10 protein-coding genes are annotated in these 13,764 nt (G+C 57.8%); 6 read left to right on the top strand and 4 right to left on the bottom strand.

Annotated elements, in window-relative coordinates; translation table 11 throughout:
* The 6 genes from KVQ74_RS15640 to KVQ74_RS15615 form a co-directional block, all read left to right on the top strand.
* Window positions 1-698: bacteriophage T4 gp5 trimerisation domain-containing protein (locus KVQ74_RS15640; RefSeq protein WP_404822683.1), on the top strand; the 698-nt coding region annotated here is incomplete at its 5' end.
* Window positions 688-1,428 (top strand): DUF4123 domain-containing protein, encoded by a 741-nt coding sequence (locus tag KVQ74_RS15635; protein WP_217832036.1) that lies wholly within the window; start codon window positions 688-690, stop codon window positions 1,426-1,428. The genes KVQ74_RS15640 and KVQ74_RS15635, both read left to right, overlap by 11 nt.
* Window positions 1,425-6,344, top strand: coding sequence for an RHS repeat-associated core domain-containing protein (locus KVQ74_RS15630; protein ID WP_225930028.1), 4,920 nt, complete (start codon window positions 1,425-1,427; stop codon window positions 6,342-6,344). The genes KVQ74_RS15635 and KVQ74_RS15630 overlap by 4 nt, the downstream gene beginning before the upstream one ends.
* The gene (locus KVQ74_RS15625; RefSeq protein WP_217832034.1) at window positions 6,341-6,748 is read left to right on the top strand and encodes a hypothetical protein; all 408 of its coding nucleotides are present in this window, start codon (window positions 6,341-6,343) and stop codon (window positions 6,746-6,748) included. Before KVQ74_RS15630 ends, KVQ74_RS15625 begins: the two co-directional genes overlap by 4 nt.
* Window positions 6,749-6,797: 49 nt before the next feature.
* Window positions 6,798-7,211 carry a hypothetical protein gene (locus tag KVQ74_RS15620; protein ID WP_217832033.1) on the top strand — a complete coding sequence of 138 codons (414 nt, stop codon included), beginning with the start codon at window positions 6,798-6,800 and terminating at the stop codon, window positions 7,209-7,211.
* A gap of 288 nt (window positions 7,212-7,499) precedes the next feature.
* Window positions 7,500-8,525, top strand: a complete 1,026-nt coding sequence (locus tag KVQ74_RS15615) for a hypothetical protein (RefSeq protein ID WP_217832032.1) — start codon at window positions 7,500-7,502, stop codon at window positions 8,523-8,525.
* A 104-nt stretch (window positions 8,526-8,629) separates the two neighbouring features.
* Here the strand turns inward: KVQ74_RS15615 and KVQ74_RS15610 are convergent, their stop codons facing one another.
* From KVQ74_RS15610 to putP, 4 genes are all read right to left on the bottom strand, one after another.
* Window positions 8,630-8,947, bottom strand: a complete 318-nt coding sequence (locus KVQ74_RS15610) for a hypothetical protein (protein ID WP_217832030.1) — start codon at window positions 8,945-8,947, stop codon at window positions 8,630-8,632.
* A 334-nt stretch (window positions 8,948-9,281) separates the two neighbouring features.
* A complete protein-coding gene (locus KVQ74_RS15605; protein WP_217832028.1) occupies window positions 9,282-10,007 on the bottom strand; it encodes a DUF4123 domain-containing protein in 726 nt (241 codons plus the stop codon).
* Window positions 9,997-12,012, bottom strand: coding sequence for a type VI secretion system Vgr family protein (locus tag KVQ74_RS15600; protein ID WP_217832026.1), 2,016 nt, complete (start codon window positions 12,010-12,012; stop codon window positions 9,997-9,999). The genes KVQ74_RS15605 and KVQ74_RS15600 overlap by 11 nt, the downstream gene beginning before the upstream one ends.
* 259 nt (window positions 12,013-12,271) lie before the next feature.
* The gene (putP, locus tag KVQ74_RS15595; RefSeq protein ID WP_217832024.1) at window positions 12,272-13,756 is read right to left on the bottom strand and encodes a sodium/proline symporter PutP; all 1,485 of its coding nucleotides are present in this window, start codon (window positions 13,754-13,756) and stop codon (window positions 12,272-12,274) included.
* Window positions 13,757-13,764: the final 8 nt, after the last annotated feature.

Here is a 13,764-nt window from a genome sequence, read left to right as displayed (position 1 = left end):
TGATCAGCGGCTGCCTGTACCACAAGGAAAACACCGTCCCCTACGAGCTGCCGGCGAACAAGACCCGCAGCACCTTCAAGACCCTGAGTTCGATGGGCGGTGGCGGCTACAACGAGCTGCGCATCGAGGACAAGAAAGGTCAGGAGCAGATCTTCCTGCACGCCCAGCGCGACTGGGACGAGAACGTCGAGCACGACCAGAAAATCCGCGTCGGCAACGAACGCCACGACACCGTCGAAAAGAACAGCTACAGCGAGTTCAAGGCCGAGGAACACCACACCGTCTACGCCGACCGCAAAGTCGAGGCCCGCGCCAACGACCACCTGACCGTCGGCGTCAACCAGCACATCAAGATCGGCACCGGCCAGTTCATCGACGCCGGCCAGGAAATCCACCTGAGCAGCGGCATGAAAGTCGTGCTCGAAGCCGGCAGCGAACTGACCCTGATCGGCGGTGGCAGCTTCATCAAGATCGACGCCAGCGGCGTCACCCTGAGCGGCCCGGCGATCAAGATGAACTCCGGCGGCGGTCCCGGCAGCGGCACCCCCGCCGCCCCGCTGATGCCCGGCGTGCTGAAACAGGCCGACGCCGACAAGGCCGGCCAGGTCCTCACTCCAGCCCAGATCAACACCCTCAAACGCAACGCGCCGTTCTGCGAAGAATGCGAGAAATGCAAGGCAGGTGCCTGTGCCATCTGATCGACTGACACCCCAGCAATGGTTGGCACAACAGCCGCTGCAAAGCGGCGAGCGGTTGTATCTGGTCATCAGTGCGGCGAGTGATGCCGAGCCTCTCAAACCCTTTTACCAGCAGGATACGGCGCCACAGCTGCTGCCTATCTGGGGCGGAACACCCTACGCCGACTGGCAACCGGTGATGCCCTATCTCGCGGAAATTTCTCCCAATACGGAGTTTCTGCAGTGGATCGCGCAAACCGACGCATTGGATTGGGGCTGGCTGGCAGTCTCTACCAGTGCGCCAGATCTGGTTCTGGAGCACCTGCGCAGCTTGACCCAAGTCCGTATGCCGGATGCTACCGAGGTGTTTTTTCGCTTCTGGGACGGCCGGCATATCTGTCCGATCATCGAGGCGCTGGGTGCGGCCGCCGGCGAAATCCTGCCGGTGTTCGAACGTTACCTGGTCAATGGTCAAAGCCTGGAAGTCGGGCGAAGAATGGTGCCGCCCGCAAAAGAGTGGCCCTGGTGGGAAGTACCCCAGCCACTCCTGGACCTGCTCGCTAAAAAGGACAACACCACCGTTGTCGAGAACCTGATGCAGTGGCTGGCAGAGGATTGCCCGGAACTGTATTTCGAATTTCCCGAAGCCAACCTGCGCAGAAAGGTCGAGCGCTTCGTCCGCCAAAACTCAAATACAGACGATATGGCAGAGCGTCTGGCTGCTGAGCTGACAAAGGAAGTCACGTCATGAATACCCCGATTGGTACATTGGTCCTGCGTGTGCTGGACGCCAAAACGCCTGACGTGAACCTGATTCTCAAAGACTTCAAGAACTGCCTGAGCGACTACAAGGAATGGGCTGACGGGTTCTGGACGGGCTGGGCACTGGATGTCGACCAGACGTTCAAGGTTGGCAATGAAGTCAGCGTGACCAAACGCAAGACCAAGACCGGCGCAGTGGAAACCTATGCGACCTGTCCGCTGGTGGGCGACTTCACCCTGATACACATGTTCGAGTCCGCGCGGTTCGTGCCCATTGGCAACACGCCGGTAAAACTGGAGCCGGTCACCAAAGGCACGTTCTACGACGATGTCACCGGCCCGGCCATCGAAACCATGATCGGCCCAAGCGGCATCAAAGTGATTGATGGCTGCAAGAAAGGCCAGACCTACCGCATCACGTTCTTTCCGAACGTGTCCCAGAGCAACGTCAAGGCGCTTTATGACTCCTATCAAGGCATCATTGGCAACCTCGATGGCTGGCTGCAAAGCGAGTGGTCGAGCAAGTTCCAGCCGCAATGGGCCAGCTACTCGGCGGCGGATCGCGCCGGGCGCTCGGTCATTTTGCTCAAACGGGCGCTGGACGGTTTTGAAAAGGCGCTCTTGCAGCTCTGGGATGACATCAAAAGCCTGTTCGAGCTGCTCGCCAATCCGAGAAAAAATTACGAAAAGCTGAAAAAGTACCTGTCGGACGTCGAGATCGACAAACTCTATGCAGCCTCCAAGGAGTCGATTGCTTCAGGGCTGCTGATCCTCAGCGACGAACCGCTGATGTTCATCTACGTCTCGGCCATTGTGGCCTGGGTCGGCATGCTGCCGCCGCAAGTCATCGTTGACGTCATGACGGCGATTGCCTCGGAGTTCCTGATCAACGTCCTGGTAGGGATCTGCCTGACCGGTGGCGCCGGACTGGCGGTTCGAGCAGGTACAAAAGTCCTTTCGGCCGTGAAGTCGGGAGAGGCGATCAAGTACCTTGAAGACCTTGCCGCGACCCTGATGACACTGAGCAACAAGCACGCTCTGCCGGCGCATTCGGAAGTATCGAAACCGGTCATTGCCAGCGCGAAAAACGTGCCGATGAGGCCGGCAAAGACCGCCGCGCTGAAAATCGATGAGGCCGCCACTGAAGCGCCCAAGCCCAAGCCTCAGCCGCCAAAGGCCGCACCCAAGAGCCAGGTCGCGGAGCCCCCCGCCAAAGGCCCGTTGCCGAAAACCTCAGACACACCGAAACAGGAGGTCAAGGACGCCTCTTCGTTTCCACGGGACAAAAAGCAGAATCAAACCTCGCTCCAGCCAAAGGAGAAGATCGACGACGCTCCCGATCAGTCCAAGACACCCGACGACAAAAGCGCCACCTGCGCCAAGAAAACCTGCACCAATGGCTGCCCGGTTTCGATGGTCACAGGTGAGGAACTGCTGACAATCACTGACGGTGAACTCGGCGGTCTGCTGCCGTTCAGCTGGACTCGTCTCTACCGCACCAGCGCTGCGGAAATCGACTGCGGCCTCGGCTATGGCTGGAGTCACGCCCTCGCCCAACGGGTCGACATCAAGGGCGACGAGGTCGTCTGGACCGATCACGAAAACCGTGTCACCACGTTCCCGATGCCCAGCGTACAGCGGCCGGCAATCACCAACAGCCTCTCGGAAGCGGCAATCTTCGTGGGTAACGACCCGTCCGAACTGGTGTTGACCCAAGCGGGCGAGCGGAAACAGTTCTACCACTTCCGCTTCAACAGCAAAGGCGCAACGCTGATCGCCATCAGCGACGACTACGACAATCGCCTGCACATCACCCGCGACATCCATGGCCGGATCAAGCGGGTGGACAACGGCGCCGGTCGCGCACTCCTCGTCAGGTACGACCGCAAGCATATCGTCGCCATTGACTATCAACAGTTCCTCCCGGCGGACAACCTGGAAGATGCCTGGAGCACCGTCCAGACGCTGGTCACCTACGAGTACGACGCCCAACAACGCTTGATCAAAGCCGCGAACGCCGCTGGCGAAGCCGAGCGTTACGCCTACAACGAGCAGAACGTCATTCTCGAACGACAGCTCGCCGGCGGCGCCAGCTTCTATTGGGAATGGGAAAAGGAAGGCAAATCTGCGCGCTGCATCCATCACTGGGCCAGTTTTTCCCAGATGGATGCGCACTACGCCTGGGATGACAAAGGCAGCGTCACGGTAACCAACGCCGATGGCAGCGAAGAAATCTATACCCACGATGACAAGGCTCGCCTGATCGCCAAGGTCGATCCGGATGGCGCGCAACACCTCAAGGCGTACGACGACAACGGCAGGCTGATCGCAGAAAAAGACCCGATGGGGGCGGTCACCGAATACCAGTACAACGAAGCAGGTCGCCTGGTCGCAGTCATTCCGCCCGAGGATGCACCGACCTCTTACGAGTACTTGCACGGTTACGTTCGAGTGGTGAACCGTGGTTCGGCGAAATGGATCTACTGGCGCAACGACCAGGGTGATATCACCGAACAAGTCGACCCGGACGGCAACTCAACGCACTACAGCTACGACCGTCAGGGTCGCCTGCTGGAAATCCAGCATCCCGATGGCAGCCGTCATCAACTGGGCTGGAACAACCTCGGTCAGTTGCTGGAAGAACGCCTGCCCGACGGTGGCCAGCGCAAATATCGTTACGACGCGCTCGGCCGCCAAATCACCCGTCAGGCCGAAACCGGCGCCATTACCCATTACCAATGGGACGCCGCCAACCGCCTTGCACAGATCACCTTGCCCGGTGGCGCCACGCGCGCATTCACCTACAACCCGTACGGGCGAGTCACCGCCGAACGCGATGAACTGGGCCGCATCACCCGCTACGAATACGCCGACGATCTGCACCTCGTCAGCCGTCGCATCAACCCGGATGGCAGCCAGCTGCGCTACCGCTACGACAATGCCCGGCTGTTGCTCACCGATATCGAAAACGAACGCGGCGAACACTACCAACTCGATTACTACGCCAACGGCCTGATCCAGCAGGAAACCGGCTTCGACGGTCGCCGTACCGCTTACGAGTACGACCTCAACGGCCAATTGCTGAAGAAGACCGAATTCGGCGACGACGGCAGCGAACTGGTGACCGAATACCAGCGCGATGCCTCCGGTCGTCTGCTGGTGAAGACCCTGGCTGACGGTGAAGAGATCCACTACAGCTACGACGCGCTCGGTCGCCTGGTCAACGTCGACGACGGCCACTGGCCGCTCGCCTACGAATACGACCGGCAAGATCGGCTGATCACCGAACACCAGGGCTGGGGCACCACCCGTTATGAATACGACAACGTCGGCCAACTGAGCCACTGCCGCCTCCCCGACGGCAGCAAACTCGATTATCGCCACCTGCCTGGCGGCCAATTGAGCAGCATCGACCTCAACGGCGCGCGCCTGACCACTCACCAGTTCAGCGCCGGTCGCGAACAGCAGCGCCAACAAGGCTTGTTGCTCAGCCAGTATCAATACGATGAGCAAGGCCGGCTCCAGGCGCACAGCGTCAGTCAGCGCGACAAGAACCTGTTCCAACGTCGCTACGCCTATGACGCCAACGGCAACCTCGCCGGCATCGATGACAGCCGCAAAGGCAACCGCAGCTACCACTACGATCCGCTTGATCGCCTGATCAGCGTGCGCGGGGCGACACCGGAGAGCTTCGCCCATGATCCGGCGGGCAATCTGCTCGGCCAGACGGACATGCCTGTCGCCAACCTCGCCAACGTCAAAGGCAACCGCCTGCTGATGCAAGGCGACCGCCACTACGACTACGACGCCTACGGCAACCTGACCCGCGAACGCCGTGGCGCCGGGCAGAAACTCGTCACCGAATACCGCTACGACTGCCAACACCGCCTGATCGGCGTCAGCCTGCCGGGCGGCAGTGTCGCCAGCTACAAATACGACGCCTTCGGCCGCCGCGTCGAAAAAACCGTCGACGGCCACACCACGGAATTCTTGTGGCAAGGCGAACGCCTGATCGCCGAAAGCGCCGACAACCGTTATCGCAGCTACATCTACGAACCCGGCAGCTTCCGCCCGTTGGCCATGCTCGATGGCCAAGGCCCACTGAAAGCCACGCCGTTCTACTACCAACTCGACCACCTCGGCACACCGCAGGAACTCACCGACTACAGCGGCGAAATCATGTGGTCGGCCAAGTACCGAGCGTACGGCAACCTGGCTGCGCTGGATGTCAGCGAAATCGACAACCCGCTGCGCTTTCAAGGGCAGTATTTCGACACGGAGACAGGGTTACATTACAACCGGCACCGCTACTACAATCCGGGGACTGGACGGTTCTTGACGCCGGATCCGATCAAGCTGGCGGGTGGGTTGAACAACTACCAGTACGTGCCTAACCCTACGGGGTGGGTGGATCCGTTGGGGTTGAACGGTGAATGCCCTGGTGAAACCTGCGCCCCCCCGGCGGGAATGGAAGATCCAGCTAGCAACGCTCACGTTAACCAAGGCGAGCCGACACCTCCTATGCCTTCTGGGGTTGGGGGTACGGGGGCGTCATATGACAAGGCTAATGGGCAAGGGCTGTATGTTTTGAAAGACGAAGCAGGAAACGTAAAATATGTGGGACGAGGTGATGCTCCTACCAGGATTGCGAAGCATGCTGACACCGAAGGAAAAGATGACCTCATAGGTCAAATTCTATGGGAAAACAATCTGAGCAAGGCTCAAGCCAAAGGGCTAGAGCAGCGGATCATGGATTTCTTTGGCGGTGCTAAAAGCCAGAATCCTCATACGCCATTGCAAAACGAAATTCGCTCATATCGCCCGGAAAACCCGAATGCACCACTTTATGAACAGTCGGGTACAGATCAGCTATTTAATGAAACCTTGAAGAGACTTGGACTGTGAAGATCAAAAAAACGACCGTTGGTGACATCGTCTTGATCCCTGTAGATAAAGGTTTCAAGCCAGCCAAGGTTTTGTATGTATCAGATCGATACAAGGATACGATCCTGCTTGGAATATATAAAAACCTTATCACCGAACAAAAACTTCCGGAAGCATTACCCGATACATTTGGCCTCCTGCTTTACACATCAAAAGTACCTATTCAACGACAACGCTGGCACCATGTTGGGCATGAGGATTTAAGAGTCTCTCAAACAGACTTGGATCTTAGACTAGTAGCAGGGGAACTATGGAAAGGTGATGTCCATATGGGCGTTGCATCGGACGAGGATAGAAAAAACTTGCCTGAAATGTTGGTAATGGGTGCTGGGCTAGTAGAAAAAAAGGCCGCCGCATTGACTTGAAGGTACAAGAAAATCAGTATCACCAGTCAGAGTACAAAGTAAATATTCAATGAGTACCACATTCGAAATAGCTTTAGATCGACATGAAATCTCTGACTTCTTTAAAGGCAATGGAATTTATTTTGCCAGAGTTTCCGACTGGGGAGACCACCTTCACATTAGTAATTGGCAGGAAATGTGCAGCGTCTTAAAGTATCAAAAAGCAGCACAAATCCTTTTGACGACCCTATTTGAAGGTTACGCAAAATACCTCAAAGAAGAATATTCAGATGCAGCAGGACTACTTTACAACATAAGTGCCTATTACTCTCTTAAGAAAAACATCGCCTTCCTGTCATCCGACAATTACGACCTGATTGAAAATATTGATGAAAAAAGCAAGAAGATCATAGGAAAAACTTTTCGATTTTTAAGAAAAAACTACGACAAAGAGAACGAGCACACCTCAAAGTATTCATTTTAAGCCGAGCTCAACAGAATTAAAAAAAATGGCTGACCGGTGGAGCTAGAAAATCTTTGATGCATGACAAACAGAAATCGCAACAAACCTTTTTGAGTTTGGATCGCCTCACATTACGGCGAACTTAAAATTTTAATAGATATATTTGCAGTGCATTAAATTTTAAACTTTAATTAGCCTCATGTTATTAGCCAAAAAATCATGACCATCCACTTTCTGTAAATATCACCGCAAAAAACCAACCCACCAACTGCAACAAATATCCGCTCCGCCCAAACAAAGGACTGTAACTTGAAAATCATCACCCGTTCCCTAGCATTTCTCTTTGCTTTAGCCTTCACCCTAGACGCCACAGCCCTGTCTCTCCGCTCAGAAAAACGACCCGATGGCACGACAGTGCTGTTGCTCACTAACGATCCCGCTCCTCCACGCCCTCCGCAACTTAATGAAGATCCGGCCATCCGCTCTGCACTGGTCGACTTCCTGGGTTACTCCACCGGCAGTTACACCAACGACGATACCCTGATCGTCCAGCAAGTCCTTGAAGCACTTGATTCCGAATTTTCGGTATTTACCGACAATGTGCCTGCGGGCCGGAAAGTCATTACCGCTATGGATGACGGCAACAATGGCCGTGAACGCGCGGCATTGATGCTGGATGAGAAAGGTCAGGTACTGGCTGTGGGGTTGGTCAATGGACATTGCACGGTCAAGTCCCGTGAGGAGCCATTAACTTGCAATGAGCTGCCGGATACGGTGCTCACGATTTTTCAGCCTGAAGGGGCAAATAATCGCGATGCAGAGCCGCTGACGCGCTGGAGTAATGAACTGCCACCGATGATGTCGATCATGGCAGAAAGCGAAGATCCCGAAACACGGGCTGGCGCGCAAAAGATCGCGAAGGTGGAATACGTCACTACAACCCCAGGTAAAGAAGGCTGGACCCCAAAGCAGCTCCCCGCGACGTTCCCGAAAGCGATGCTCGCCATACTTCCTCAGCGTGCTCATCTGGTTGGTGCCGGTGCGGACGGCGTATTCACCACGCCAGGTCTTAAGGGGGCGCCTATTTACGGGGATCTGGATGAGATTGCCGGACGTCCACGGCATGACTTTGAGGTCATCCTGCGCACTTACTCCGACTATTACGATGTCATCGACTTTTACAAGGCACGGGCCAAGGATGCCGAAATCAGCGGCGATGAGTCAGGAGCGCTGGTTGAAGGCTATACCGGCGGTGGCACCTACAAAGTTGAAATAAAAAACAAGGAGGAAGACGGCGTCGTCATTACCCTGTCAGCCTGGAGAAAGGAAGTCTGATAACGGAATCCGCAGATCAGTATTTGCAAAACTGAAATCTTTCTCGCCTGACTAAATGATCCTTCCAAAAACCGATACTGGAAGGATCTACGGCAAGGCTTGCGCTAAAGATGCGTGCGCAAGCGTTTTCCAATCACGTCCAGCACATCACAGCCATCACGCAGTGGAATCGCGCAGAGTTGGGCAAAGTCGCTGAGGATCACCGAATCGCATTCGACCGAGCCGCGCATGCACATGTTTTCCAGTACCTGGATGACCGCGCGGATTCGGTAGTTGGCGGCGTCCATCAGGATATCCAGGGGGACGTGGGTGTCGACGAACAGAGTGGGCATGTCACTGCAATTGCCGGTCAGAGCCATGAAGCGGTTGCTCGGGTGGGGGATGATTTTTTCGTAGGGTTGATCGGATTTTAGTGTCGTCATGCCTTTGTACCTCAATGGGTTAAATGAGGCTGCCAATGACCTTCCTACAGGTTTGGGTGGCAGCCGTACGCGAGAGTAGGAAACTGAGGAACCCACCAAACTCAGCTACGCCGAAGCGTTCCCGCGCACAGCCGCCGCAAACGATGCTACGGACACGACTCAGGTGCCGCAATCAAACGAAAGCGCTGGTGCGCGGTGAGTTTCTCGGGGTTCCTACACCCTGCCACCACTCTCGCAGTGACAACGAAAAGACTATCCCTGCGCCCCATCGCCCACCAGTTCATGAAAACCGCCGCAACTCGAAGGAAATGTCCGAAGGCTTCGCCCGGAAACTTCACTCCGCCTCGTCCAGCAAGTAAGCCAACAACGACGATTGCGACGACTCTTCCGACGCCGAAACCCGAAAAAACCACCCGACCTTGCGATGCAGGACGGCCTCAGGAAACGCCTCGAACAACAGCGGATGCTCCTCGCTCAACCACTGCAAGGCATTGGCAATCCGGACCTCATTCCCCGTCTGCGCCAGCAGCGCCTCAGGCACCTGCCACCAGGGGAAAACCCGCCCCGACGCCAGCGCCCTGCCCCCGACCTCAACGGCCTGCCCGTTGATCCACCCACGCCCGATCACCGGCAACAACCGCGTCGCCTCCACGGTTTCCGATTGCAGGATCGGCAGCAAAAAGCGCCCATCCCAAAAGCGGAAGAACACCGCTTTGCCGTCCGGCATCCGCACTTGGGTCAAACTGCGCAAATGCTCGATCAGCACTTCAAGGCTTGCCGACGACACCGCCAGCCAACCCCAATCGCGGGATTCCGTGGTCGCCACCCAATCGAGAAACTCACTGTCTGCGCTGACAATTCCCACATAGGGCATGACCGCATCCCACTCGGCATAAATCGTCTCAGCCCACACAGCGCTGGGCGCCTGGGCAACTTCCGAACGTTGCCAGGCCTTGAACGGCTTGGCAGCGCTGGCGTTGCTGAAGATCGCAAACAATTGCTCCGAGGATTTCAGCGGCTGGCGCGCCAGCCATTCGCGCGGCTGAAGATCAGGCGGCACAGACACCGTCCTTGCAGCGCTCACACTCTTCACAGAACGGCGCATTGCCTTTCAGGCTCATGATTTGCGCAGCAGTCAGCATGGCCGCTGGCGCCGTCAGGCGTTTTTCCGGCAACCCCGGCACCTGCGGCGCAGCACTCATCGCCGCCATCGGCGCGCCGCCGACCTGGATCGATACACTGCTGAAGATGCCGCCGGGGCCGATGTTGATCCACTGGCCACCGGCCTGAATCGTCGCGCTCGCGCCGCCGTCGATGACTACCTGCTGACCGGCGCTGACGTGGAATTGCCCACTGGCGGTCAACGCCTGGCTGTTGACGCGGATATGCCGGTCGCCGGCCACCGACAAGTGGTCGTCCTGCTTCACTTCGGTCTGGCGCTGGCCGTGGGTGATGCGCTGTTCGTCGGCCTTCAGTTCATGCCTGGCCAGACCGGTGACCACGATGCTGCGCTGATTGTCGACCTGCACCTGTTGATCGTGCAGCACATGCTGCGTCCAGTTTCGCTGGGCGCGCAGGTAGATTTCCTCGGCACCCTGGCGATCCTCGATGCGCAATTCGTTGTAGCCCCCGCCGCCCGGACTGCTCTGGCTACGGAAAATACTGCGGGTCTTGTCGGCCGGCAGATCCAGCGGCACCGGGGTCGCAGCGTTGGGCAGGCAGCCCATGACCAGCGGTTTGTCGGCATCCGAGTCGATGAACCCGACCAGCACCTCCATGCCGACCCGTGGAATCAGCACGCTGCCATAACGGTCGTGCGCCCAACCGGTGGCGACTCGCAGCCAGCAACTGGAATGCTCATTGAGTTCGCCGTCACGGTCCCAGGCGAGTTGCACCTTGACCCGACCGTACTCGTCGCAATGGATTTCGCTGTCCTTCGGCCCGGTCACGACGGCCGGTTGATAGCCGAGCATCCGTGGTTTTGCCGAATCCAGTGGCGGACGAAAGAACACCTCCCACGGCGTAGCAAGAAAGGTATTACGGTAACCCTGGAATTCTTCGCCATCGCTGGTAACTGATTCCTCCAGCACTTGCGGCTGTCGCCCATGGTGCTCGACGGCAGTCAGTAGCCAAAGATCGTTCCAGTCTGTACGCGGATGCTCGACCAGTTGCAGGAAATGTCCGCTGGACAGTGCGGATTGATCGCTGCGGCCCTCGGCCTGACGGTAATCGGCGCCGTGTCGCTCAAGGCTGCGCCGGGCCAGTTGCCTGCCGGACTCACGCTCGTTGAATTGGCCGGGGAAGCGATAGTCTTCCAGCACCGGTCGTCGCTCGGCTTCAGCGCGGCTGTCCAGTTGCAGGCGCGGTTTTTCGAAGTTGTAGTCACGCCGGGTGACCACGCTGGTACGGGTTTCAACACGCACGTTGAAGCGCTTGATCGCCGGCGTCCCGGCCGCCATGCCGCTGCCCGGCAGGTACAGGGCGGGCTCGGGCAGACGCAGGAACACCGTCTGATCGTCGCCGAACACCAGCAGGTGTCCGTCCGGGCTGTGTTGAAAGTGGTAATGAATGCCGACTTCGGCGCACAGACGCTGGATAAACGCCAAATCGCTTTCGGCGTACTGCACGCAATATTCCCGCGCAGGGTAATCGCCGCTCAGGCGAAATTCGTAGGCATCACGCAGGATCGCGTGATCCTTGAGGATCTGCACGACGATCTGCGGCACGCTCAGGTGCTGAAAAATCCGCTGGTTGATTCGATGACCGAGGTAGGCCAGACGCGGAACAAGGCTGACGTGATAACGGGTCAGACGCTTGCCGGAATCGCCCTGTCCGACCTGATAGATCTGACCGTGGATACCGGATCCTTCAGCATCCAGATTCAGAAACGCCTGACAGTGCAGCAGGCTTTCGAGGTCCAGATCCGGCCTTTCGCTGACCAGTTCCAGTTCGAAACGATAGGGTTGGCTGATGGCTTCCTTGCCCGTGAACTCAAGGACTTTGAGGTCAGATTGGGCGCCTTCGAGGGTCAACGTGAAACGCGGTTGATTGGCAGGCGCGAACATCCGGTGTCTCTCTGCAGAATGAAGGCGGGCGATTCTGCATGAGGGGCAAGGGGTGCAGACCCAGCGACAGAAAAATCAGATTTGCCCTACTTTGACTGTCGAAAAAGCCTTCCGAAATTTGCAATCGGAACTACAGACACACCCTTCAGAAATATCGCCAGGCCCACCCCATAAAGCGTCTGGAAATTGCGCGCATAAAAAAACGGCCCGCCTCCTGTAGGAGACGGGCCGTTTTCCTGTCAGTGAACGCTCAGCGCAATCACTTGTTCAGGTGGAAGTCCCTTTCGGCGGCTTCGAAGCGCTGGACCATGCCAGTGCTCGGCTCGCCCATTTTGCTGACGAAGTAGATCGCCAGGCTGGCGAAGATGAAGCCCGGGATGATTTCGTACAGGCCCAGCAATTCGAAATGCTTCCACAGCACCACGGTGATCGCACCGACCAGGATGCCGGCCAGCGCGCCGTTGCGGGTCATGTCTTTCCAGATCACCGAGATCAGCACCACCGGACCGAACGCTGCACCGAAACCGGCCCAGGCGTAGGACACCAGGCCCAGCACGCGGTTTTCCGGGTTGGCGGCCATCGCGATGGCGATCAGCGCAACCACCAGCACCATGGCGCGACCGACCCAGACCAGCTCCAGTTGCGAAGCGGATTTACGCAGGAAGGTCTTGTAGAAGTCTTCGGTCAGGGCGCTCGAGCACACCAGCAACTGGCAGCTCAGGGTACTCATGACCGCCGCCAGAATGGCCGACAGCAGCACACCGGCAACCCATGGGTTGAAGAGGATTTTCGCCAGTTCGATGAACACGCGCTCGTGGTTGTCGCTGACCGGGCCGGCAACATCCGGATGCGCCGAGAAGTAGGCGATACCGAAGAAGCCCACGGCCACGGTGCCGGCCAGGCACAGGATCATCCAGGTCATGGAAATGCGCCGGGCGTTGGCGATCGACTTCACCGAGTCGGCGGCCATGAAACGCGCCAGGATGTGCGGCTGACCGAAGTAGCCCAGGCCCCAGCCCATCAGCGAGATGATGCCGATGAAGGTGGTGTTTTTGAGCATGTCGAAGTGCGCCGGATCCTTGGCTTCAATAGCCAGGAACGTGGTATCGACGCCACCGGTCGCCAGCAGCACGATGATCGGCGTCAGCAACAGGGCGAAGATCATCAGACCGGCCTGTACGGTATCGGTCCAGCTCACCGCGAGGAAACCGCCGACGAAGGTGTAGGCAATGGTCGCCGCCGCGCCGGCCCACAGCGCTGTCTCGTAGGACATGCCGAAGGTGCTTTCGAACAGGCGGGCGCCGGCCACGATGCCGGAGGCGCAGTAAATGGTGAAGAACACCAGAATCACCACCGCGGAAATGATCCGCAGCAGGCCGCTGTGGTCTTCGAAACGGCTGGAGAAATAGTCCGGCAGAGTCAGCGCATCGCCGTTGTGCTCGGTCTGCACCCGCAGACGGCCGGCGACGAACAGCCAGTTCAGGTAGGCGCCGACGATCAGGCCGATGGCGATCCAGCTTTCGGACAGACCGGACATGTAGATGGCGCCCGGCAGGCCCATCAACAGCCAGCCGCTCATGTCGGAAGCACCGGCGGACAGGGCCGTGACGACGCTGCCCAGGCTGCGGCCGCCAAGAATGTAGTCAGAGAGGTTTTTCGTGGAGCGATAGGCCATGAAGCCGATCAGCACCATTGCTGCGATGTAGATCACGAACGTGATCAGGGTTGGATTGCTTGCGCTCATTACGTTAC

This window comes from Pseudomonas botevensis, from assembly GCF_019145475.1.
In the GTDB taxonomy this organism is placed as follows: domain Bacteria; phylum Pseudomonadota; class Gammaproteobacteria; order Pseudomonadales; family Pseudomonadaceae; genus Aquipseudomonas; species Aquipseudomonas botevensis.
The sequence above is the reverse complement of the archived record's forward strand: the minus strand, read 5'-3'. Positions and strand labels throughout refer to the sequence as shown.

Bases quoted from the DNA above. Each gene is read 5' to 3' on its own strand.
- KVQ74_RS15630 (WP_225930028.1), top strand. From the start codon at position 1,425: ATGAATACCCCGATTGGTACATTGGTCCTGCGTGTGCTGGACGCCAAA.
- KVQ74_RS15610 (WP_217832030.1), bottom strand. From the start codon at position 8,947: ATGACGACACTAAAATCCGATCAACCCTACGAAAAAATCATCCCCCAC.
- KVQ74_RS15620 (WP_217832033.1), top strand. From the start codon at position 6,798: ATGAGTACCACATTCGAAATAGCTTTAGATCGACATGAAATCTCTGAC.
- putP (WP_217832024.1), bottom strand. From the start codon at position 13,756: ATGAGCGCAAGCAATCCAACCCTGATCACGTTCGTGATCTACATCGCA.
- KVQ74_RS15600 (WP_217832026.1), bottom strand. From the start codon at position 12,012: ATGTTCGCGCCTGCCAATCAACCGCGTTTCACGTTGACCCTCGAAGGC.